Annotated in this window: 17 protein-coding genes; 12 read left to right on the forward strand and 5 right to left on the reverse strand. The window is 67.9% G+C overall.

Going from position 1 to position 21,530, the window contains the following annotated elements; genetic code table 11:
* Positions 1-101 precede the first annotated feature (101 nt).
* The 4 genes from V2S85_RS19740 to V2S85_RS19755 all read left to right on the forward strand — a co-directional run bounded on the left by V2S85_RS19740 (position 102) and on the right by V2S85_RS19755 (position 2,961).
* Positions 102-809, forward strand: a complete 708-nt coding sequence (locus tag V2S85_RS19740; RefSeq protein ID WP_330704528.1) for a CoA transferase subunit A — start codon at positions 102-104, stop codon at positions 807-809.
* Positions 809-1,444 (forward strand): CoA transferase subunit B, encoded by a 636-nt coding sequence (locus tag V2S85_RS19745; protein ID WP_036531046.1) that lies wholly within the window; start codon positions 809-811, stop codon positions 1,442-1,444. Before V2S85_RS19740 ends, V2S85_RS19745 begins: the two co-directional genes overlap by 1 nt.
* Positions 1,445-1,650: 206 nt before the next feature.
* A complete protein-coding gene (locus V2S85_RS19750) occupies positions 1,651-2,337 on the forward strand; it encodes a glutathione S-transferase family protein (protein WP_330704529.1) in 687 nt (228 codons plus the stop codon).
* Between the two features lie 78 nt (positions 2,338-2,415).
* Complete coding sequence (locus V2S85_RS19755) at positions 2,416-2,961, forward strand: glutathione peroxidase (protein WP_330704530.1); 546 nt, start codon at positions 2,416-2,418, stop codon at positions 2,959-2,961.
* 16 nt (positions 2,962-2,977) lie between these two features.
* Here the strand turns inward: V2S85_RS19755 and V2S85_RS19760 are convergent, their stop codons facing one another.
* The 4 genes from V2S85_RS19760 to V2S85_RS19775 all read right to left on the reverse strand — a co-directional run bounded on the left by V2S85_RS19760 (position 2,978) and on the right by V2S85_RS19775 (position 9,802).
* Positions 2,978-5,890 (reverse strand): CHAT domain-containing tetratricopeptide repeat protein, encoded by a 2,913-nt coding sequence (locus V2S85_RS19760; protein WP_330704531.1) that lies wholly within the window; start codon positions 5,888-5,890, stop codon positions 2,978-2,980.
* Between the two features lie 92 nt (positions 5,891-5,982).
* Positions 5,983-6,861: a sulfurtransferase gene (locus tag V2S85_RS19765; protein ID WP_330704532.1), complete on the reverse strand. Its 879-nt coding sequence runs from the start codon at positions 6,859-6,861 to the stop codon at positions 5,983-5,985.
* A 254-nt stretch (positions 6,862-7,115) separates the two neighbouring features.
* Positions 7,116-7,658 (reverse strand): inorganic diphosphatase, encoded by a 543-nt coding sequence (gene ppa / locus V2S85_RS19770; protein ID WP_330704590.1) that lies wholly within the window; start codon positions 7,656-7,658, stop codon positions 7,116-7,118.
* Positions 7,659-7,861: 203 nt separating this feature from the next.
* Positions 7,862-9,802: a peptidase M61 gene (locus V2S85_RS19775; RefSeq protein WP_330704533.1), complete on the reverse strand. Its 1,941-nt coding sequence runs from the start codon at positions 9,800-9,802 to the stop codon at positions 7,862-7,864.
* A gap of 104 nt (positions 9,803-9,906) precedes the next feature.
* Here V2S85_RS19775 and hisS point away from each other — a divergent pair, with 104 nt between their 5' ends.
* The 8 genes from hisS to V2S85_RS19815 all read left to right on the forward strand — a co-directional run bounded on the left by hisS (position 9,907) and on the right by V2S85_RS19815 (position 19,969).
* Positions 9,907-11,151 carry a histidine--tRNA ligase gene (gene hisS / locus V2S85_RS19780; RefSeq protein ID WP_330704534.1) on the forward strand — a complete coding sequence of 415 codons (1,245 nt, stop codon included), beginning with the start codon at positions 9,907-9,909 and terminating at the stop codon, positions 11,149-11,151.
* Between the two features lie 148 nt (positions 11,152-11,299).
* Positions 11,300-12,370, forward strand: coding sequence for a peptide chain release factor 1 (gene prfA, locus V2S85_RS19785; RefSeq protein WP_008831904.1), 1,071 nt, complete (start codon positions 11,300-11,302; stop codon positions 12,368-12,370).
* The gene (gene prmC, locus V2S85_RS19790) at positions 12,363-13,217 is read left to right on the forward strand and encodes a peptide chain release factor N(5)-glutamine methyltransferase (protein ID WP_330704535.1); all 855 of its coding nucleotides are present in this window, start codon (positions 12,363-12,365) and stop codon (positions 13,215-13,217) included. Before prfA ends, prmC begins: the two co-directional genes overlap by 8 nt.
* Before the next feature lie 254 nt (positions 13,218-13,471).
* Positions 13,472-14,347: a DUF4167 domain-containing protein gene (locus V2S85_RS19795; protein ID WP_330704536.1), complete on the forward strand. Its 876-nt coding sequence runs from the start codon at positions 13,472-13,474 to the stop codon at positions 14,345-14,347.
* A 79-nt stretch (positions 14,348-14,426) separates the two neighbouring features.
* On the forward strand, positions 14,427-16,091 hold the full coding sequence (lnt, locus tag V2S85_RS19800) for an apolipoprotein N-acyltransferase (protein ID WP_330704537.1): 1,665 nt from the start codon (positions 14,427-14,429) through the stop codon (positions 16,089-16,091).
* A 44-nt stretch (positions 16,092-16,135) separates the two neighbouring features.
* Positions 16,136-17,350, forward strand: a complete 1,215-nt coding sequence (gene metK, locus V2S85_RS19805) for a methionine adenosyltransferase (protein ID WP_330704538.1) — start codon at positions 16,136-16,138, stop codon at positions 17,348-17,350.
* Positions 17,351-17,568: 218 nt separating this feature from the next.
* The gene (gene pepF, locus V2S85_RS19810; protein WP_330704539.1) at positions 17,569-19,440 is read left to right on the forward strand and encodes an oligoendopeptidase F; all 1,872 of its coding nucleotides are present in this window, start codon (positions 17,569-17,571) and stop codon (positions 19,438-19,440) included.
* A gap of 88 nt (positions 19,441-19,528) precedes the next feature.
* On the forward strand, positions 19,529-19,969 hold the full coding sequence (locus V2S85_RS19815; protein ID WP_330704540.1) for a hypothetical protein: 441 nt from the start codon (positions 19,529-19,531) through the stop codon (positions 19,967-19,969).
* A 36-nt stretch (positions 19,970-20,005) separates the two neighbouring features.
* Here V2S85_RS19815 and V2S85_RS19820 read toward each other — a convergent pair whose 3' ends face one another.
* Positions 20,006-21,457, reverse strand: coding sequence for an NAD-dependent succinate-semialdehyde dehydrogenase (locus V2S85_RS19820; protein ID WP_330704541.1), 1,452 nt, complete (start codon positions 21,455-21,457; stop codon positions 20,006-20,008).
* Positions 21,458-21,530: the final 73 nt, after the last annotated feature.

A 21,530-nucleotide genomic window follows, 5' to 3' on the forward strand; every position in this document is an offset into this window, starting at 1 on the left:
CGCGCCCCCACCCGGCCACCCATAGGGTACTATCGTTGGGTGGCCGGGTGGGGGCGCGGGCCGGTGCCGCCTCTCGCCAAAAAAGAAGAGGATCTGCCTCGATGAACAAGATCTATCCCAGTGCGGAGGCCGCGCTGGAAGGCGTGCTCAAGGACGGCCTGCTGATCGCCAGTGGCGGTTTCGGGCTTTGCGGCATCCCTGAAAGGCTGCTCGACGCGATCCGCGATTCCGGCGTCAAGGACCTGACTTTCGCCTCGAACAATGCCGGCATCGACAACGAAGGCATCGGCAAGCTGCTGCGCACCAAGCAGGTGAAGAAGATGATCTCGTCCTACGTGGGCGAGAACAAGGAGTTCGAACGCCAGTTCCTCGCCGGTGAACTCGAGGTCGAGTTCTGCCCGCAAGGCACGCTGGCAGAGCGCATGCGCGCCGGTGGTGCAGGCATTCCGGGCTTCTACACCAGGACCGGTGTGGGCACCCAGGTCGCCGAGGGCAAGGAAGTGAAGCAGTTCCGCGGCGAGGACTATATCCTCGAGGAAGGCATCTTCGCCGACCTGTCGATCGTCAAGGCTTGGAAGGCGGACGCAACCGGCAACGTCGTGTTCCGCAAGACCGCGCGCAACTTCAACGTGCCCGCCGCCACTTGCGGCAAGGTCTGCGTCGTCGAGGTGGAGGAGATCGTCCCCACCGGCTCGCTCGATCCGGACGCGATCCACCTGCCCGGCGTCTTCGTCCAGCGCATCGTCGTCGGCGCACCTTACGACAAGAAGATCGAGTTCACGACGACGCGCGAGAGGGAGGCGGCATAATGCCCTGGAATCGTAACGAAATGGCCGCGCGCGCGGCGAAGGAGCTTCAGGACGGGTTCTACGTGAACCTCGGCATCGGCATTCCGACGCTAGTGGCGAACTACGTGCCCGAGGACATCACCGTCACCCTGCAGAGCGAGAACGGCATGCTCGGCATCGGTCCGTTTCCCTACCCGGACGAGGTCGATCCCGATCTCATCAATGCGGGCAAGCAGACCATCAGCGAACTGCCGCACTCGGCCTATTTCGACAGCGCCACCAGCTTCGGCATGATCCGCGGCGGGCACATCGACCTGACGGTGCTGGGCGCTATGGAAGTGGCCGAGAACGGCGACATCGCCAACTGGATGATCCCCGGCAAGATGATCAAGGGCATGGGCGGCGCCATGGACCTCGTCGCGGGTGTGAAGAAGATCATCGTCGTCATGGAGCACACCTCCAAGAACGGCGATCCCAAGCTCATCCCCGCCTGCACCCTGCCGCTGACGGGCGTGGGCGTGGTGGACATGGTGATCACCGACCTCGCGGTTTTCCAGCGTCCGGATCACGACAGTCCGTTCAGGCTGATCGAACTCGCGCCCGGGGTGACGGCCGAGGAAGTCGCCGCGAAGACGACCGCGCATTACGTGAGCTGACCTGGCCGTTCCTCCCCGAGCTCGTCTCGGGGAGGGGGACCGCCGCCGCAGGCGGTGGTGGAGGGGGAGAGCCTTGCGCAATTCCCCCTCCGTCAGTCGCTTTGCGACTGCCACCTCCCCGAGCAAGCTCGGGGAGGAATTTCGCCCCTCTCGCCACGCCGCAAACTTCACGCTATCCCTCGCGCACTCTTCGCAAGGGACCATCCATGACTTACACCCTCATCACCGCGAACCGGAACTATTCGAGCTGGTCGCTGCGCCCGTGGGTGCTGATGAAGGCGCTCGCCATCCCGTTCGAGGATGAGCTTGAGCCCTTCACCATGCCGGTGAACTACGACGCGTTCCGCAGCTTTTCCCCCACCGGCCAAGTGCCCGCGCTGATTGACGAGGAGCGTACCGTGTGGGATTCGCTCGGCATCACGCTCTATCTCGCCGACCGCCATCCCACCGTCTGGCCCAAGGCCCCGGACGCCCGCGCCTTCGCCCAGAGCGCGGTATGCGAGATGCACGCGGGCTTCTCCGCCTTGCGCAACGTCTGCACGATGAACGTGGGCGTGCGCGTGAAGCTGCGGCCGATGAGCGGCGCGCTGGTGCGCGAGATCCACCGCCTGCGCGAGATGTTCGAGGAAGGGCTGGACCGCTTCGGCGGCCCCTGGCTGGCGGGCGCCGAGTTCACCGCCATCGATGCCTTCTACGCGCCGGTGGCCTTCCGCATCCGCACGTATGGCCTCGACGTCGGCGGCGGGCAGGCCTGGGTCGATGCGATGCTCGCCCACCCCGCCATGCGCCAGTGGGAGGAGGAAGCCCTCGCCGAGACCTGGCGCGAGGAAAGCCACGAGGCCGAACTGGTCGAAGCCGGCGCGATCATCGCCGACTACCGCGCCCCGGCCTGACGAAGCGGCTGCGGCAGTCTTGCGGCGGTCATCCAGTCGTGCGCATAACCCGCCCGAACTCTAATGGGAGAACATCCAATGGCCGACCTCGCCTCCATCCCGCTCACCCGCATCGACGGCAAGCCCGACACCCTCGGCGATCACGCCGGCAAGGTGCTGCTGGTGGTCAACGTCGCGTCCAAGTGCGGCCTTACCCCGCAGTACGAGGGCCTCGAGGCGATCTACGGCGAATACAGGGACAAGGGCTTCGAGGTGCTGGGCTTCCCGGCCAACGACTTCGGCGCGCAGGAGCCCGGCACGCATGAGGAAATCGCCGAGTTCTGCTCGGTGAACTACGGCGTCTCGTTCCCGCTTTTCGCCAAGGCCGACGTGACGGGCGAAGCCAAGCAGCCGCTCTACGCCGCTTTGACCGAGGCTGTGCCCACCAAGCAGGGCGACGTCGAGGGGATGAAGGAGAAGTTCAAGGGCTACGGCATGACCCCGAACGACGATCCCGAAGTGCTGTGGAACTTCGAGAAGTTCCTGATCGCGCGTGACGGCTCGGTCGCGGGCCGCTTCGCACCGGGCACCGCGCCGCAGGATCCGCTGCTGACCGGTGCGATCGAGGCCGAACTGGCGAAGTAGGCGCCGCCCCCCGCCCTCAATCTCCCACCAGCACGAACGGCGCCCAGGTCGCGGGGTGGGCGCCGCCGGGCACGTCCTTGCCGCGCAGGATCGCCACTTGCGCGCGGCGCAGCGCCTCGGCGTGCGACAGGCCGCTGCGTGCGCCTTCCAGCGTGCGCAGCGTGAGGCGCCCGGCGACATCGTCGCGCACCGGCCAGTGCGAGAGCAACAGCGCCCGCGCGCCTGCCGATACGAAGGCGCGCGCGAGGCCCGAGTATGTCGGCGCATTCTCGCTGTCGCCGGCGCTGGTATCGCAGGCCGACAGGATCACCCAGTCCGCATCGAGCCGCAGCTGCGCGACTTCGGAGGCGGTGAGCAGCCCGTCGTCGAGCGGCGTCGCCACTTTGGGCGGCGTCATCACCAGCCCCGGTTCCACGACCCCGCGCAGGGCGCCGCCGACGAGGCCGTGGGTGGCGAAGGCGATCACCCGCGCCTGTTCCAGCGGGGCCGCCTTCACCGCCGTCTCGGTCGCCTCGGGGCCGACGAGAAGCTGGCTCTGGCCGCCGAAGTGGCTGGCCATGCTGCGCAGTTCCTCCGCCGCGTCGGGCAGGCTGCCGAGCTGGGCGAGCGCATCGATGCCGGTGTCGCCGGCCTTGAGCCGGGGGGCCGATCGCATCGCCAGCCTCGCCGGCGGCCCCAGCAGCGGCGCGCCGATCCCGGCGAAGGTGAGCGGCTGCCCGGCCCCGGCGGGGCGATGCGGCAGCGGCTCGGCGCTTATCATCACGCTGGTGGCGAAGTCGAGCGCCAGCCAGCGTGTCCCGCGCAGCGCCTGCGGGTCGGTGTCGGCCCCCTCGGGCGTGCGGGTCACGAGCGCGGCGAAGGGCACCGTCGACAGGCTGCCGGGGGCGAGGATTTCCAGCTCGCGAACCGATCGCAGGGTCTTGCGCAAGGGATCGGGGAAGATCAGCCGGTACAGTTCGAACGCGGCCTGCCGGTCGAAGCCCGCGTTCCCGTTGTCGAGCAGGCCGTTCTCCACCGAGGCGCGCAGGCGCTGCTGCAACTGCACCAGATGCCGTCCGGAAACCGCCGCCTCGCCCGAGACGACCGTGTCGTGGGTGACGAGCTGGGTGACGAGGCCGGTCTCGTCGCTGCCGACCAGCAGCAGTCCCTGGCCGCGCCGCAGCCGTGCCTGCGCATCGGCAAGGCGCGCGGGCGTCACTGCCGTCAGGGCCTGGTAGCCGGGTACGAGCCGGGCAAGCCGGGAATCGGCATCGCGCAGGCGGGCGTCGCTGTTGGCGGCCTGCGCCTCCAGATCGCGCGTCCTGGCGCTGTCGCCGGCGATCAGCGCCTGGTCGAGACTGCGGTGCAGTTGACGGCCCTGCGCCGCGAGCGTCAGGTACGTCCGGATCGCCTCGCGCGCCTGCGGCCCGTAATCGTCCTGCAGCGCCGCCAGCGAGGAGAACGCCCCCTGCAGGTCGCCGAGGTTGGCCATCTGCAGGGCGTCGAAGGCCTGCGGGTCGGCGCCGGCGCGCGCCGCGATGCGGGCCAGCTGCATGAACGCCGCGCGCGATTCGGTGGCCATCGCCAGCACGTCGGTGCGCGCGGTGGCCCGATCGAGCAGGCGCGCGCGCAGCGGCGCCAGCGCTTCGCCGAGCGCCGCCAGCGCCTGAGCATTGCGGCCATGGCGCGCGTCGATCCGCGCCGCCAGCCCGACGGCGGTGATGCGGCGCTTGTTGGTCGGCGCCATGCCCGTGATGAAGCCTGCGCGCGCATGCTCCAGCAGCGGCGCCGCGTCTCCCTCGCGCCCGGCATCGAACAGTGCGGATGCGAGGTTGAGTTCGGCGGTCAGCACGGTCTGGTCCTCGGCCGAGGACGAATAGCGGCGCGCGGCGGCCAGCGCCTTCTCGCGCAGGGCAAGGGCGCGCACGTCGTCGCCCTCCCACTGCGCGACGCGGGCCTGCTGGCCGATCATGGTGGCGAGGCCGTTGGCCTGCAGCCGGTCCGGGTTGGCCTCGAAGATCGCCACCGCCTTGTCGTAGAGCGGCCCGGCCTCGGCGCGCATCCCGGCATTGTCGAGGGCATAGGCGAGCGCATGGAGCGACATCGCCAGCTTGGGATCGTTGGCGGGAAGAATGGCGCGCCGCTTTTCCAGCGTGGCGCGCAGGATCGGGATCGCCTGCGCGTAGAGCCCGGCTTCGGACAGGATCGCGCCGAGCTGCTGCGCGGTGGCGACGCGCACGCGGTGGTTTTCGGGCAGGTGGGCCTCGGCCCAGGCGGCGGCGGCGCGGGCGGTGACGACGGCGCTATCGGCATCGGCGACGTTGAGCTGGAGCGCCGAGAGGCTGATGCCGTAGTCGGCGGGACCGTCGAGGTTCTCCCCGGTCGCCAGCGCGTGGGCGCGGGCGATGGCGAGCGCCTCGGCGATCTTGGGGATCGCCGCACCCTGCGCGCCGCGCTGGTAGTCGAGCAGGGCGAGGCCGTAGAGCGCCTCGGCATATTCGGGGCTCTGGCGCCCGCCGGTCCGCTCCGCGAGGTCGAGCGCCCGCCGGGTATAGCCCTGTGCCTCGTCCAGCTTGCCCAGCGCGCCCAGTTCGGAGCCGATGTGCAGCAGCAGGCTGGCGCGCTCCGCCGTGACCGGGGCCTGGCGCGCGGCCAGCCCGGCATCGACCTGCCGGAACAGCGCCAGCGCTTCCTCGGTGCGGTCGAGCGAGGACAGCGCGCGGGCACGGACGGCCTGGGCATAGAGCAGGTCGATCGGGTCGGCCCGCGGCGAACGGGCGGCGCGGGCCAGCACTTCGTCGACATGGCGCAGCGCGGCTTCCGGATCGCCGGCGGTATCGTAGCCGCGCAAGTCGCGCAGTTCCTCGGACGTCGAGGACACGCCTGGCGCGGGGAGCGCCGCGGCAGGCAGCGCCATCCCCAGCAGTATCGCGCAGAGCGCCGTGCGCATGCTTTCCCTATCCCCGCGGCGACGCGCGGATCGACCGCGCCTGGACGGAAAGGAGAAGCATTTTCAGCCGGTAATGCAATTCACAAGTGCTGTCATGTCGATGGCAAAGGCTCCGGATCGGTTCCTGTTCCGGTCTCCACGGGGCGGGCGGGGTCGGCGATCCACTCGCTCCACGAACCCGGATAGAGGCGCCCGGCGGGCAGTCCGGCGATCGCCATGGCCAGCGCGTTGTGACACGCGGTGACGCCCGATCCGCACTGCAGGATCGCGGGCGCGCCGCCGAGCAGGGCCGCGAATTCAGCGGCAAGTTCGGTGGCCGGGCGAAACCGTCCGTCGGGGCCCAGGTTGTCGCGGAAGAAGCGGTTGCGGGCACCGGGGATGTGGCCGGCGACGGGATCGAGCGAGTTGGGATTGCCCGCGAAGCGCGAGGGATCGCGCGCGTCCAGCACTTGCGCCGCCTGCTCGTCGATGTTGCGCAGCACCTGCCGGGCGCTGACCGGGGTGGGCACCAGCGGCTCGCCCGGCTCGAAATCGCCCGAGGCGGCGGGCGGGACGCCGCCCGCCTCCAGCGGCAGGCCGGCTGCGATCCAGGCGGGCTTGCCGCCGTCCAGCACCGCCACCGGTGCATGGCCGAGCCAGCGCAGCAGCCACCACAGGCGCGCCGCCCAGGCACCGCCGCTGCTGTCGCAGGCGACGACCTGCTGCCCCTTGCGCAGTCCCTGCGCGCGCAGCCACGCGGCCAGCGCCACGCGGGCCGGCAGCGGATGGCGGCCGTTCGTCCCGTCAGGGGGCGAGGCGAGATCCTCGTCGAGATGCGCATGGCGCGCACCCGGAATGTGTCCTGCGGCATAGACCCGTGCGCCCTTGCCGGGGTCGCCCAGGTCGAATTCGCAGTCGAACACCAGCACGTCCGCACCGGACGCGAGCATGTCCCTGAGCGCGTCGACCGCGATCAACGTTTCGTAAGCCATCGTTTGCCCCTGCCCCCGCCGGCGGTTGAATGGAAATGTCGCAAAGTGTGCCTAGTGCACACAACCAAGGATAAGCCCCTATTCGGGCCCGTGTCGACCGATCACTTCGACATCCCGGCGCTTTTCACGCCTTCGGACGGAATTCGCTCGATGTTTTTGCGCGATATAAAAGCAAAGGGGCCGGACAGCTTGCGCTGCCGGCCCCTGTCCACATGGGGAAGTGGACTCTGCTATTCTTTTCAGGGCGACTCTTATCAGGCGTCGGCCTTGGTCGCCTCGTAGCGCTCGATCGCCTCGATCACGATCCGGCGGGCGTCGGCGGCGGTGCCCCAGGTGCCCACGCGCACCCACTTTTCCTTCTCCAGGTCCTTGTAGTGGGTGAAGAAGTGCTCGACCTGCTGGTAGACGATGTCGGGCAGGTCTTCCTTCTCGTTGACGTGCGAATAGTACGGGAAGGTCGAATTGATCGGCACGCAGAGCAGCTTCTCGTCGCCGCCATGCTCGTCCTCGAGGTTGAGGACGGCGATCGGACGCACCTTGACCACGCAGCCCGGGATGAAGGGCGAGCGGGCGACGACCAGCGCGTCGAGCGGGTCGCCGTCGGGCGAGAGGGTGTGCGGCACGAAGCCGTAGTTGGCCGGGTAGCGCATCGGCGTGTGCAGGATGCGGTCCACGAAAAGAGCGCCCGACGCCTTGTCGAATTCATACTTCACCGGTTCGCCGCCGACGGGAACTTCGATGATGACGTTCAGGCTCTCCGGCGCGTTGTCGCCGACGGGGATCATGTCGATGCGCATAATGGTCCTTTTCAATACTGGCGCTGTTCGTCGTCGTGCCCAGGAATCACGTTGCGCGCGGGCTTAGCGTCGCCTCTATTGCGTCGCAACAGTCATTTCGGACTAATCCCGGGTGTTTGTGCGAATGCGGATGAAATCGTCCCGGCCCGGCCGGGACGACAATCGTTTTAACGCGTAACGGCCACGTTCCAGCCGCCGGAGCGTTATCTGCCGCGCGCGGTCAGCAGCTTGTCGAGGCCGTTCGCCTTGCCGGGCGTGGTGCTCTCCAGCCACGGGTAGCGCAGGCCGCCGTGGTAATCGATCGCGACCGTCTGGTAGTTGTCGCCGCGCTTGACGAGCAGGCTGATCGGCGCCTTCGTGCCCTTGGCGGCGGTAATCGCGCCGCGCATCACGTCGGGCTCGTAGGCGCGGCCGTTCACCGCCACCACCTTGACGGTGTTGACCACGCCGGCGTCGTAGGCCGGGCCATCCCACAAGGTCGCGGTGACCTCGCCGTCCTTGTTCAGCGTCATGCCGAGCGAATACGTCAGGTCCAGCGTCTTGCGGTTGTCGGAGACGCCCTTGTCGTAGACGTTGGGCTTGTCCTTCCACACCAGCTTGTAGCCGGCCATCTGCACGCCGTTCAGCGGTGCGGGCTGGTTGGTGGCGTAGAGGCGGGTGCGCAGGAAATTCGCCCAGTCGTAGGCATAGACCCCGTTCAGCACCTTCACGACCTCGTCGAAGTCGTACGTCACCTCGCCCCAGTCGCCGTCGCGCACGCCGAAGAAGGCCCTGGCGAAATCGTCGAGCCCCCTGGCGCCGCCAGTGCCCTTGCGGATGATCTGGTCGGCTTCCAGCCAGGTCAGCGCGCCCTCGACGTAGTAGTCCTCCGAGCGGGTGAGCGAGGTGTAGGGCAGCGGGCGGCGGCGCACGAGCTGCGGCGCGTTGACGGTATCCTCGACCGAGCGCCACGAGCGGCCGGGCGTGCCTTCGGCGTACTTGCCCGCCGCCGTCGCGAACTGCGCCATGACCATGTCGCGCGACTGCACGCCCGAACGCGCCGCCAAGACATAGCCCCAGAACTGCGTCTGGCCCTCGTAGACCCACAGCATCGTGTTCTGCATCGGCTGCTGGTAGTCCGGCGTCCAGGCATCGGCACCGCGGCGGAACTTGCCGTTCCAGCTGTGCACGAATTCATGGGCGATGACGTTGCGATCCCAGTCCATGGCGTCCCAGTCGGTCCACGACTTGGGCTCCTGCTGGTTCTCGCTCGAACGGTGGTGCTCCAGGCCGATGCCGCCCATGCGGTCGGTCAGCGCGAGCAGGAAGTCGTAATGGTCGAAGTGCTTCGAGCCGAACGTGGTGACCGCCTCGGTCACGAGCTTGCGGTAGGTCTGCAGGTTCTCGGGCTTGATCGCGAGCAGGTCGGGCTCGTCGGCGACGACGTCCATGAAGACGTTCTGGCCCAGATCCCAGCGCTGCGAATGGACGCCGGCGAAGATCGGCGAATCGACCAGGCGCTCGAAATCGATGGCGTTCCAGGTGACGGTGTCGCCGCTGCGGCTGAAGCCGTCGAGCGCGGTGTAGACCTGCCAGCCCCCGGGGAAGGTCACGGTCGGCTTGTAGGGGATGCCGCGTGTATAATAGCCCGCAGGGTAGAGGCTCATCTTCTCCCACTGCAGGTTGAGCATTTCCTGCGTCATCGTCACGCGCCCCTCGCTGGTCTGCAGCGGTGAGGTGTGGACGAACTTGGCGGTGACCGTCTTCGTGCCCTCGGGCAGGGCGAGGCGGAAGGCGTTGACCGCCACCACGTCGCGCACCCAGGGGATTTCCTTCCCGTCGGCGTAGAAGTGGATGTCGGCGAGCAGTGCGTAAGGCCCGGTTTCCGAGTGATTGCCCGGCAGCCAGCCCGCCTGCAGCAGGATCAGGTCGCGCGCGCCGGGGGCGACCGGGATCTGCTGCGTCACGCGGTAGACGCCGTGCGTGACGTCGCTGGCGTCGATCCTGAGGTCGATCGTGCCGGCATAGGGCACGTCCTTGGCGGCGGGCATCGCCGGCGGCAGCGGCGGGGCCATCGGGGTGGAACGGGTGGCGTCCTGAGCGAAAGCGGAAGTCGACAGGAGCAGGGAGGTGAGGAGGGTCGCGCCCGTAAGCAAGTTCTTCATTGCGCAGGTCTTTGCGCTTGTTGCCGCATTTGGCAACCATCCAATCCGCTCAAAGTGGCAGGACCACTTTTATAAAAGCGCCATTGCGGCTAGACGCGCGCGTCATGAACACCACACCACAGGCCATTCGCGGAACCCAGGACATCTTCGGCGCCGATGCCGAGGCTTTCGCCCACGTCGTCGAGACCTTCGAGCGCGTGCGCAAGCTCTACCGCTTTCGCCGCGTGGAAATGCCGGTGTTCGAGAAGACCGCCGTGTTCTCGCGCTCGCTGGGCGAGACGACCGACGTGGTCTCCAAGGAGATGTATTCGTTCGAGGATCGCGGCGGCGAATCGCTGACGCTGCGCCCCGAATTCACCGCCGGTATCGCCCGCGCCTACCTGACCGACGGCTGGAAGCAGTTCGCGCCGCTCAAGGTCGCGACGCACGGGCCGCTGTTCCGCTACGAGCGCCCGCAGAAGGGCCGCTACCGCCAGTTCCACCAGATCGACGCCGAAGTGATCGGCGCGGCCGAGCCGATGGCCGACGTGGAACTGCTGGTCATGGCCGACCAACTGCTCAAGGAACTGGGCATCGCCGATGGCGTCACGCTGCAGCTCAACACGCTGGGCGACGGCGAGAGCCGCGAGGCCTGGCGCGCGGCGCTGGTCGAATACTTCCGCGGCCACAAGGATGCGCTGAGCGAGGATTCGCAGGATCGCCTCGAGCGCAACCCGCTGCGCATCCTCGATTCCAAGGACCCGCGCGACAAGCCCTTCACCGCCGATGCGCCCAAGATCGACGATTACCTCTCGGCCGAGGCGCAGGACTTCTTCGGCGCGGTGACGTCGGGTCTCGATGCGGCGGGCGTCGCGTGGACCCGCGCCGAGGCGCTGGTGCGCGGGCTCGATTATTACCGCCACACCGCCTTCGAGTTCGTGACCGACCGGCTGGGCGCGCAAGGGACCGTGCTGGGCGGCGGCCGCTACGATGGCCTGATGGCCGCGCTGGGTGGTCCCGAGACCCCGGCGGTCGGCTGGGCGGCGGGTATCGAGCGTCTTGCGATGCTGGTCGCCGATGCGGGCCAGACCACCGAAGCGCCGCTGACGGCGATGCTCGCGGTCGAGGACGATGCGGCGCTGCACTTCGCCCTCAAGACGCTGACCGCGCTGCGTCACCAGGGCATCGATGCCGAGATCATCGCCACCGGAAGCCCGCGCAAGCGCTTCGACAAGGCGGTGAAGTCGAACGCCAAGGCGATCGTCTCGTTCGTGGTCAAGGGCGGCGTGCCGACTGCCAACTTGCGCGCGGGTGAAACCACCCCGGCGCGGCTGGCCGTGGAGCAGGTGCTGGTGACCATCCAGCCGTGATCCCGCGTCTCGTCCTGACTTTCCGTCACCCTGAACTTGTTTCAGGGTCCATCGTGCCGATCAGGCCGCCGGTCTCGGCGGCGCGATGGATGCTGAAACAAGTTCAGCATGACGGTGGTGGAGCAGGTTACGTGGCAGGTGCAAGCTGATGGCGATCTCCGACATCCGCCTCGCCCAGCTCGGCGGCCGTCTGGCCGAGCTGGAGGCGCGCCTTGCCTCTGGTACGCTGGAGGGCGAGGCTTTTGTCGCCGCCAGCCGCGACTACGCCGAACTCGAACCGGTGGCGCGCGCCGCTGCCGAGGTCGTCTCGATGCGCGGCGAACTCGAATCGCTGCTTGGCCTCGAAGACCCCGACCCCGAGATGCGCGCGCTTGCCGCCGAGGAAGCCGCACGCCTCAAGGCCGAACTGCCCGAGGCCGAGCGCCGCCTCGCCATCGCCATGCTGCCGCGCGATGCCGCCGACGTGCGGCCGGCGATGCTGGAAATCCGCGCCGGCACCGGCGGTGACGAGGCCGCGCTGTTCGCCGCCGACCTTTACCGCATGTACGAGAAATACGCCGCCGAGCAGGGCTGGCGTGTCGAAATGGTCAGCGCCAATGCCAGCGATGTCGGCGGCTTCAAGGAAGTCGTCGCCAACGTCACTGGCTCGGGCGTCTTCGCCAAGCTGAAGTTCGAAAGCGGCGTCCACCGCGTCCAGCGCGTGCCGGTGACCGAATCGGGCGGGCGCATCCACACATCGGCGGCCACCGTCGCGGTCCTGCCCGAACCCACCGAGGTTGACGTGGCGATCGAGGACAAGGATCTCAAGATCGACATCTACCGCGCCTCGGGCGCGGGTGGTCAGCACGTCAACACGACCGATTCGGCGGTGCGCATCACGCACCTGCCATCGGGCATCGTCGTCACCTGCCAGGACGAGCGCAGCCAGCACAAGAACAAGGCCAAGGCGATGCAGGTCCTGCGCGCGCGCCTCTACGAGAAGATGCGCGACGAAGCGCAAGGCGCCGAGGCCGAGGCGCGCAAGGCCATGGTCGGCTCGGGCGACCGCTCGGAGCGCATTCGCACCTACAACTTCCCGCAAGGGCGCGTCACCGACCACCGCATCAACCTGACCTTGCACCGCCTGCCCGAAGTGCTCGAAGGGCCGGGCCTGGCAGAACTGGTCGATGCGCTGATCGCCGAGGACGAGGCGAAGCGGCTGGCGGCGATGGATGGTTGACGGCACTACCGTAGTCGAAGCCATCCGCGACGCGGCTTCACGCCTTTCGGAAACCAGCGATACCGCCCGCCTCGACGCCGAAGTCCTGATGGCCCATGCGCTGGGCGTCACCCGCTCGCAGCTTCTGCTCGGCCGCATGCGCGATCCCGCGCCGGAAGGTTTCGCTGCGCTGATCGAGCGCCGCGCCGCGCATGAACCGGTCGCCTACATCACCGGCACGGCCGAGTTCTACGGCCTTGAACTTGCGGTCACTCCGGCGACGCTGATCCCGCGCGGCGATACCGAGACACTGATCGAGGCCGCCCGCGAGGCTTTGGCCGCCCGCCCGCCCGCCCGCATCCTCGATCTCGGCACCGGGACCGGCGCGCTGCTGCTGGCGGCGCTGTCGGTGTGGCCGGAGGCGCAGGGAGTCGCGATCGAACGTTCGGCTGAGACGCTGGCGGTGGCGCAGGTCAATGCCGATCGCCATGCTCCGACCGCACGGATGTTGCTCGCGGACTGGACGCAGCCCGGCTGGTCGGCCGATCTCGGCCGCTTCGACCTGATCCTCACCAACCCGCCCTATGTCGAGGACGAGGCCGAACTCGACACTTCGGTCCGTGCCTTCGAACCTGCGGGCGCGCTGTTCTCGGGGCCTGAGGGGCTCGACGACTACCGTGTTCTCGTGCCCCAGCTTCCCGGCCTCATGGCACCGGGCGGCGTGGCGATGGTGGAGATCGGCTGGCGTCAGGCCGAGGCCGTAGCGATGATCGGCGCTGCTGCCGGGCTTTCGCCCCGGATTCACCGCGATCTGGGCGGCCGTGACCGGGTCGTCGCGTTTTCGGGGACAAACGTACGTGAGGCGTAAGTTTCCGCTTGGAATCGTCCTCTACAATCCCTAATGATTACGGCGAACCGGCCGATGGACGATGATTTCCCATACCCGGTTCGCCTCCAGCATTTGCAAGCAGTCGGCGGCGTCAGCGTCTCCGACAGGGCAGATGGGGAAAATCGCGGCGGCCGGGGGGCCGGCCGGGATCATGTGACGCAGGGCAGATCCGGCTTTATCGGAACCGGAGCGTGCCAGGGTTTGAAGCCCGGGGTTTTGAGGAAAGTCATCCCTTGAATAACAACAATCGTGGTAACAACCGTCGGCGCGGCCGCGGTAACAATCGCCAGCAAGGCGGCCAGCAGACGAATCGGATCGACAGCAGGGCGCGCGGCAACGCGCCGCAACTTCTGGAGAAGTACCGCAAGCTGGCGCATGATGCCCATCTCAACGGCGATCGTGTGACCGAGGAATACTACCTCCAGTTCGCCGACCACTACTTCCGCGTCATCGCCGACCAGAAGCAGCGGCAGGAGGAATCGCGCCAGCCCAACCAGCCGCGCCGCGACGACCATCGCCAGAACGACTACGGTGACGATTACGGCTCCTACGACGATCCCTACGGCGAAGTGCCGTCGGCTCCCGTCGAGCGCGCCCCGCGCCCCGAGCGTGAGCCGCGCCAGTACGAGCAGCGTGCCGAGCACCGGAACGAGGCCCGGAATGAACAGCGCCATGAGCCGCGCGCCGAGCAGCGTGCTCCCGAGCCGGTCGTCGAGGATGTGGTCCCGCCCGTAGCCGAGGCCGCCGAAGGCGAGCCCAACGTCTACGAGCCGGCGGAGAACCCCTTCGTTCGCGACAACCGTGCATCGCGCGGGCTCAAGCAGCGCAAGCCCCGTGGCCCGCGTCGCGAAGGCGACGAGGACGAACCCGCGCAGCAGGTCGAAGCGGCCGCTGCGCCCGAGACCGCGCAGGAACCGGCCGGTTTCGACGCCGCCGCGCTGCCGCCCGCGATCTCGGCCAAGCCCGCCCGCAAGCGCGCGGCCAAGCCCGTTGCCGCTCCGGTTGCCGAAGCGGAAGACGAGCCCGCCGCCGAGGAAAAACCGCGCCGCCGCCGTACCCGCAAGGCTGCGGCTGGCGACGAGACCGCCCCCGAGGTCGTCAACGGCTGACCCCTTTCCCCCGGCGCGACGTCACCGACCGTAACTGGTCCCTTGCGTCGCGCCGGGTCGGGCTTACAAGCCCTTTGCGATGCAGTCCGACCGGTACGCTTCGCCTCTTTCCCAAGCCCTTGGCCTGGCCGTGCCCTCGAGGCCGGCCCTGCGCGCGCTGGCGGCGATCGCCGCCGGGGCGCTTGCCGCCTGCGGTTTCCAACCTTTCGCGCTCTGGCCCCTGACCCTGATCGGCGTGGCCTGGCTGCTCGAACTCGCGATGCGTTCGCGGACCGGGCGGCAGGTCTTCGCGCTCGGCTGGTGCTTCGGGCTCGGCCATTTCACCCTCGGCGACAACTGGATCGCGACGGCGTTCACCTATCAGGCGCAGATGCCGGCCTGGCTGGGCATGATCGCGGTGGTGCTGTTGTCGCTCTACCTCGCGCTGTTTCCGGCCTTCGCGCTTCTCGCCGCCTGGCTGGTGGCGCGGCCCGATCGGAACACGGGAAGCCTGCGTGGCTATGCGGGCCTGTTGCCGGCCTTCGCGGCGGCGTGGATCGTGACCGAGTGGATGCGCGGCTGGGTGTTCACCGGCTTCGCCTGGAACCCGATCGGCGTCGCCCTGCTCGGCGGGTTCGAAAGCCGGGGGCTGGCGCTGCTGACACCGTGGATCGGCACCTACGGCCTTTCGGGGGTGCTGGTGTGCCTGAGCGGATTGCCGGGGCTGGCGGCGCGCATGGCGCAGGGGCGCGGCGGGATGGTGGCGCGGGCCTTGCCGGCTATCGCGATCGCGCTGCTGGCGGGAGGGCTTGCCCTCGTCATGCATGCGCCCGCCCCGCCCGTTCGCGAGGGTGCGGTCCGCTATACGCTGGTGCAGCCCGACATCCGGCAGGAGTTCATCGACGATCCGCGCTACTTCGAAGGCAACTTCCAGCGCCTTGCCGGGCTGTCCCTGCCGCGTTCGCCGGGGGATCGGAGGCTGGTGCTGTGGCCCGAATCGGGGCTCGGCGATTTCCTGCGCGATGGCTATCCGAGCTACCTCTACCGTATCTATACTTATGCCGGTGACCCGGAGGTTGCGCGCCGCCGGCTCGGGCGCGTGGTCGGGCCCTATGGACTACTGCTGACCGGCGCGGTCGATCTCGTCATGGAGGGCGACAAGGAAGCCGCCGCGCGCAATTCGGTGACTGCCATCGACGGTGGCGGCGCGATCCTGGCGGGCTATTCCAAGGCCCACCTCGTCCCTTACGGCGAGTATCTTCCGCTGCGCTGGCTGCTGGAGCCGCTGGGCGCCAGCCGCCTCGTCGCCGGGGCGCTGGATTTCCTGCCCGGGCCGGGGCCGCGCACGATCGATTTCGGCGCCTATGGCAAGGCCGGCGTCCAGATCTGCTACGAGATCGTGTTCAGCGGCGAGGTCGTCGATCCCGCCAACCGGCCGGACTATATCTTCAACCCCTCCAACGACGGGTGGTTCGGCGCCTGGGGCCCGCCCCAGCACCTCGCGCAGGCGCGCCTGCGGGCGATCGAGGAGGGGCTGCCGGTGCTGCGCTCCACCACCACCGGCATCAGCGCGGTGATCGACGCTGACGGCATCGTGCGCGCCTTCGTGCCGCGCCACCAGCCCGGGCGGCTCGACGGGCTGATCCCGCAGGCGCACGAGCCCACCGTGTTCGCGCGGCTGGGCAACGTGCTGCCGCTGGCGCTTGCCGCATTGCTCATGGCGGTTGCGGTTTGCGTGGTTGCACTTGGTCGCCGTCGCGGCTAGACCGACGGCTCACATAAAGCTTCCTTTATATCCCAAGGGATCACATGCGCAGCAACTACGTCTTCACGTCCGAGAGTGTTTCCGAAGGGCATCCGGACAAGGTCTCCGACCAGATTTCCGACGCCATCGTCGATCTGTTCCTGTCGAAAGACCCGGAGGCGCGCGTCGCCTGCGAGACGCTGACGACCACCCAGCTCGTCGTCCTCGCCGGCGAAATCCGCTGCAAGGGCATCTTCGAGAACGGTGAGTGGGCCGAAGGCGCGCTCGAGGAAATCGAGAAGACCGTGCGTAACGTCGTCAGGAAGATCGGCTACGCGCAGGACGGTTTCCACTGGGAGACCTTCGAATTCATCAACCGCCTGCATGCCCAGTCCGCGCACATCGCGCAGGGCGTCGATGCCGCGGGCAACAAGGATGAAGGCGCCGGCGACCAGGGCATCATGTTCGGTTTCGCCTGCGACGAGACGCCTGACCTGATGCCGGCGACGCTCGATTACAGCCACAAGATCCTGCACAAGCTGGCCGAGGACCGCCACTCGGGCGCCGCGCCGTTCCTTGAGCCCGACGCCAAGAGCCAGGTGACCCTGCGCTTCGAGAACGGCGTGCCGGTGGCCGCCACCGCCGTCGTCGTCTCCACCCAGCACGCGCCGGGCTACGACAAGGGCGAGCAGGAAGCCGAACTCAAGTCCTACGTGAAGAAGGTCGTGACCGACCTGCTGCCCGAAGGCTTCGTCACCGCCGAGACGGTGTTCCACATCAACCCGACCGGCTCGTTCGAGATCGGCGGCCCTGATGGCGACGCGGGCCTCACCGGCCGCAAGATCATCGTCGATACCTACGGCGGCGCTTCGCCCCACGGCGGCGGTGCGTTCTCGGGCAAGGATCCGACCAAGGTGGACCGTTCGGCCGCCTATGTGACGCGCTATCTCGCCAAGAACGTGGTCGCTGCGGGTCTGGCGACGCGCTGCACGATCCAGGTGTCCTACGCGATCGGCGTCTCCGCGCCGCTCTCTCTCTATGTCGATACCCACGGCACCGGCACCGTGGACGACGCCGTGCTGGAAGCCGCGATCACCAAGGTCTCGGCCGACAAGCTCGGTGGCCTGACCCCGCGCGGCATCCGCGTCGGCCTGGGCCTCAACAAGCCGATCTACGGCCCAACCGCCGCCTATGGCCACTTCGGCCGCAAGCCCGAGGGTGATCTGTTCCCCTGGGAGCGCACCGACCTTGCCGACGCGCTGAAGGCCGCGCTGGGCTGATCTGGAAGGCCCTTCGACAAGCTCAGGGTGAGCGGGGATGGAGGAACCTCTCAATCCCGCGCAGGCTAAGCTTGTCGAAGCTCCCGGAACCACGCACCCGGTTCGACCAACCGCCGACGCTGTTCGATCAGCGTCGGCGTTTCTCTTGCAACGATGCGGCAAGGCGATAGCTTCGGCCGATCGACCGCGTTTCGGGCGCGGAATGCAAGGGACACACCATGATCGAAACCGACCGTCGCGGCGCGCTGGGCATCGCTGCCGCGCTTCCTCTCGCTTCGGCGCTCCCCTCCGTGCTGGCAGGCGCGGCGCATGCCGCCGACACCGCAGCGGCGCAGTGGGACTTGACCGAACTCTACCCCAGTCTCGACGGCTGGGACGCCGCGCGCAAGCAGGTTGCCGCCGCGCTGCCGCGCCTCGCCGCCTACAAGGACAGCTTCGGCACGGATGCCGCCGCCATGCTCAAGGCGCTGGAGGATATCTCCGAAGTCTCGAAGACCTTCGCCCGCGTCTATGTCTATGCCTCGCTGAAGGCGGACGAGGACGTGCGCGTTTCCGCCAACCAGGAGCGCAACGCGCAGGTCATGGACCTTTACGCCGCTTTCGGCGAGGCGACCGCGTGGACCGCGCCGGAAACGCTGAAGCTGGGCAAGGACAAGATCGAAAGCTTCATCGCCGCCGACAAGACGCTTTCCACTCGCTTCGCCTTCGGCCTGCGCAAGACCTTGCGCGAAGCCGAGCACACGCTCGATGCGAAGGGCGAGGCGCTGCTGGCGGCGGTGTCCTCGCCGCTGTCCGGCCCGCAGACGATCCGCGAGCAGTTGGTCTCCTCGGACATTCCCTGGCCCGAAGTGACGCTGTCGGACGGGCGCAAGCAGGTGCTCGACGCGCAGGGCTATACCCTGACCCGTGACGCGCCGAACCGCGATGACCGCAAGACGGTGATGGACGGCTTCTTCGGTCAGATGGGCAAGTTCGAAAGCTCGCTCGGCGCGGCGATGGCGGCCAAGCTGAAGGGCGACGTGTTCGAGGCCCGCGCCCGCAGCTACAAGAGCTGCCTCGCCATGGCGCTGGCGCCGGGGGCCGTGCCCGAGGGCGTCTACCGTACGCTGGTGGCGGAGACGAATGCCGGCCTGCCGCAGCTTCACCGCTCGTTCGAGCTGCGCGGCAAGATGCTGAAGCTGCCGGACATGCACTATTACGACATCTATCCGCCGCTGGTCAGCCTGGAGCGCAAGTTCACCCTGACCGACATGCGCAACATCACCCTGAAGGCGGTGGAGCCGCTGGGCCCCGACTACGTCAAGCGCCTCGGCGCGGCGACGGCGGCGAAGTGGATGGACCCCTGGCCGCGTCCCGGCAAGCGTCCGGGCGCCTACATGAACGGCTCGGCCTACGGTGTGCATCCCTACCTGCTGCTGAACCTCGGCGAGAACTACGAGGGGTTGTCCACCTATGCGCATGAGTGGGGCCACGCGATGCATTCGCTGCTGGCCGATTCGGTGCAGCCTTACGAATTGTCCGACTACCCGATCTTCACCGCCGAGATCGCCTCGACCTGCAACGAGGTGCTGCTGACCGAGTACATGCTGAAGCAGGCGAAGACCAAGGAAGAGAAGATCTACTACCTCGGCATGCGGCTGGAGGGCATGCGCGGTACCTTCTTCCGCCAGGCCATGTTCGCCGAATTCGAGCTGAAGATGCACGAGATGGCCGAAGCGGGAGAGGGCCTTTCCGGCGAGAGCCTGACGCGCGTGTACCTCGACCTGCTGAAGCGCTACCACGGCCCGAACTTCGTGATCGACGAGCCTTACGCGATCGAGTGGGCCTATATCCCGCATTTCTACAGCACGTTCTACGTCTACCAGTACGCCACCTCGATCTCGGCGGGGACGTGGTTCGCGCACTCGATCCTGAACGGCGGCAAGGCCGAGCGCGAACGCTACCTCGACGTGCTGCGGGCAGGCGGCTCGGCCGATCCGGTCGATATCCTGAAGAAGGCGGGGCTCGATATGACCGCTCCCGATCCGTACCGGGGCCTCGTGGCGGACTTCAAGGCGACGATCGACGAGATCGAGGCGCTTCTGGGGTGAATGCCCAGGGATGAATCCGCAATGACAAGCGGGGCGCGAGCGGCGATGATGCGGGCAGGACACTCTTTCGCACCAGGGAGATGCGTCGATGGCCCGTATCCTGTATCCGCTCGCGCTGCTGCTTCTGGCGCTCGCGGGGTTTCCTTCGAGCGCGGCGGCGCCGGAAATTCCGCCTGACCTGTTCGGTCGTTATGCGCCGGCCGGAAATTGCGCCGTTCTGCCACGCATAAACGTCGGCGCGGGCGGAGTCTTCCTCGACACCGCGACCGGACGCAGCGGGCCTTTGCCCATCGACATGTGCTTCAGCTGTGCGGGCGGGGCGCAATACGAAGGCATCCAGATCTGGATGGGCATCAAGTACGGCAAGGACAAATGGGGCGGTGACAACATGCCCGTCATCTTCGTCTTCAATGACGGAGAGAAACGCGGTGTGCTGTCGGTCAATCATGACGACACCCTGCGCACGCCGCTGGGCGCCCCGATGACGCAGGTGGTGAAGGCTGGGGCCTTCCGGAAATGCAAGGGTTGAGCGCTCCCCGGCAGATTGCAGGGAGCGCTCCGGATATCAGGCGGGCGTAATACCCATGCAGAGGTACTTGACCTCCATGTAGTCATCGAGGCCGTAGTGCGATCCCTCGCGGCCGAGGCCCGACTGCTTGACGCCGCCGAACGGGGCGACCTCGGTGGAGATCAGGCCGGTGTTGATGCCGACCATGCCCGCTTCGAGCGCCTCGGCGACACGCCACACGCGCGACAGGTCGCGGGCGTAGAAGTAGCTGGCGAGGCCGAACTCGGTGTCGTTGGCCATACGGATGGCGTCGGCCTCGTCGGTGAAGCGGATCACGCCTGCGAGCGGCCCGAAGGTCTCCTCGCGGGCGAGCTTCATGTCGGGCTTCACGCCTGCCACAACTGTGGGATTGAAGAAGCTGCCGCCGAGCGCATTGCGCTGGCCGCCCGCGAGCACCTTGGCGCCGCCGTCGATCGCGTCCTTCAGGTGCTCCTCGACCTTCTCGACCGCCTTCTCGTCTATCAGCGGGCCGACCTGCACGCCTTCGTCGAGACCGTAGCCGACCTTCATGCCGCTGACGCGCGCGGCCAGCTTGGTCACGAACTCGTCGTAGACGCCGTCCTGCACGTAGAAGCGATTGGTGCACACGCAAGTCTGGCCGCCGTTGCGGAACTTGGAGATCATTGCGCCTTCGATGGCGGCGTCCACGTCGGCATCGTCGAACACCAGGAACGGCGCGTTGCCGCCCAGTTCCATCGAGCACTTCTTGATCGTCTCGGCGCATTCGCGCAGCAGGTCGCGGCCGATCTCGGTCGAGCCGGTGAAAGTCAGCTTGGCGACCTTGGGGCTGGCGGTCAGCGCCGAGCCGATCTGTCCGGCGCTGCCGGTGACGACATTGACGACGCCCTTGGGGATGCCCGCCATCTCGCACAACTGCGCGATCGCCAGCGCCGAATAGGGGGTGGCCGAGGCGGGCTTGATGACGATGGTGCAGCCTGCCGCCAGCGCCGGGCCGAGCTTGCGGGTAATCATCGCATTGGGGAAGTTCCACGGCGTGATCGCGGCGACGACGCCGACGCCCTGCTTGAGCACGACGATGCGGCGGTCGGCGGCATGGCCGGGGATCACGTCGCCGTAAGCGCGCTTGCCCTCTTCGGCGAACCATTCGATGAAGCTGGCGCCATAGGCGATCTCGCCCTTGCCCTCGGCCAGCGGCTTGCCCTGCTCGCGGCTGAGCAGTTCGCCCAGATCGTCCTGGTGCTGGAGCATCAGTTCGAACAGCTTGCGCATCAGCTTCGCGCGCTCACCGGCGGTCTTGGCGCGCCAGGCGGGGAGGGCGGCTTCGGCGGCGTCGATCGCGCGGGCGGTTTCGTCGGCGCCCATCTTCGGGACGGTGCCCAGAACCTTGCCGGTGCCGGGGTCGGTAACCTCGAAGGAAGCCCCGGAATCCGCGTCGACCCACTCGCCGTCGATGTAGCACTGCTGCTTCAGGAAGTCGGTGTAGGCCATTTCGCGCGGGTTCCTCTTGGTTGCCGGTGGAGCGTCTCGGACGGACGCTCGCGGGTTCCGGCATGGTCTAGGC

This window comes from Novosphingobium resinovorum (assembly GCF_036352595.1).
GTDB classification, from domain to species: Bacteria; Pseudomonadota; Alphaproteobacteria; order Sphingomonadales; family Sphingomonadaceae; genus Novosphingobium; species Novosphingobium resinovorum_B.

What these genes read in the sequence shown, in the direction of transcription:
- V2S85_RS19740 (WP_330704528.1), top strand. Translation starts at nt 102, where the DNA reads ATGAACAAGATCTATCCCAGTGCGGAGGCCGCGCTGGAAGGCGTGCTC.
- V2S85_RS19745 (WP_036531046.1), top strand. Translation starts at nt 809, where the DNA reads ATGCCCTGGAATCGTAACGAAATGGCCGCGCGCGCGGCGAAGGAGCTT.
- V2S85_RS19750 (WP_330704529.1), top strand. Translation starts at nt 1,651, where the DNA reads ATGACTTACACCCTCATCACCGCGAACCGGAACTATTCGAGCTGGTCG.
- V2S85_RS19755 (WP_330704530.1), top strand. Translation starts at nt 2,416, where the DNA reads ATGGCCGACCTCGCCTCCATCCCGCTCACCCGCATCGACGGCAAGCCC.
- V2S85_RS19760 (WP_330704531.1), bottom strand. Translation starts at nt 5,890, where the DNA reads ATGCGCACGGCGCTCTGCGCGATACTGCTGGGGATGGCGCTGCCTGCC.
- V2S85_RS19765 (WP_330704532.1), bottom strand. Translation starts at nt 6,861, where the DNA reads ATGGCTTACGAAACGTTGATCGCGGTCGACGCGCTCAGGGACATGCTC.
- ppa (WP_330704590.1), bottom strand. Translation starts at nt 7,658, where the DNA reads ATGCGCATCGACATGATCCCCGTCGGCGACAACGCGCCGGAGAGCCTG.
- V2S85_RS19775 (WP_330704533.1), bottom strand. Translation starts at nt 9,802, where the DNA reads ATGAAGAACTTGCTTACGGGCGCGACCCTCCTCACCTCCCTGCTCCTG.
- hisS (WP_330704534.1), top strand. Translation starts at nt 9,907, where the DNA reads ATGAACACCACACCACAGGCCATTCGCGGAACCCAGGACATCTTCGGC.
- prfA (WP_008831904.1), top strand. Translation starts at nt 11,300, where the DNA reads ATGGCGATCTCCGACATCCGCCTCGCCCAGCTCGGCGGCCGTCTGGCC.
- prmC (WP_330704535.1), top strand. Translation starts at nt 12,363, where the DNA reads ATGGTTGACGGCACTACCGTAGTCGAAGCCATCCGCGACGCGGCTTCA.
- lnt (WP_330704537.1), top strand. Translation starts at nt 14,427, where the DNA reads ATGCAGTCCGACCGGTACGCTTCGCCTCTTTCCCAAGCCCTTGGCCTG.
- metK (WP_330704538.1), top strand. Translation starts at nt 16,136, where the DNA reads ATGCGCAGCAACTACGTCTTCACGTCCGAGAGTGTTTCCGAAGGGCAT.
- pepF (WP_330704539.1), top strand. Translation starts at nt 17,569, where the DNA reads ATGATCGAAACCGACCGTCGCGGCGCGCTGGGCATCGCTGCCGCGCTT.
- V2S85_RS19815 (WP_330704540.1), top strand. Translation starts at nt 19,529, where the DNA reads ATGGCCCGTATCCTGTATCCGCTCGCGCTGCTGCTTCTGGCGCTCGCG.
- V2S85_RS19820 (WP_330704541.1), bottom strand. Translation starts at nt 21,457, where the DNA reads ATGGCCTACACCGACTTCCTGAAGCAGCAGTGCTACATCGACGGCGAG.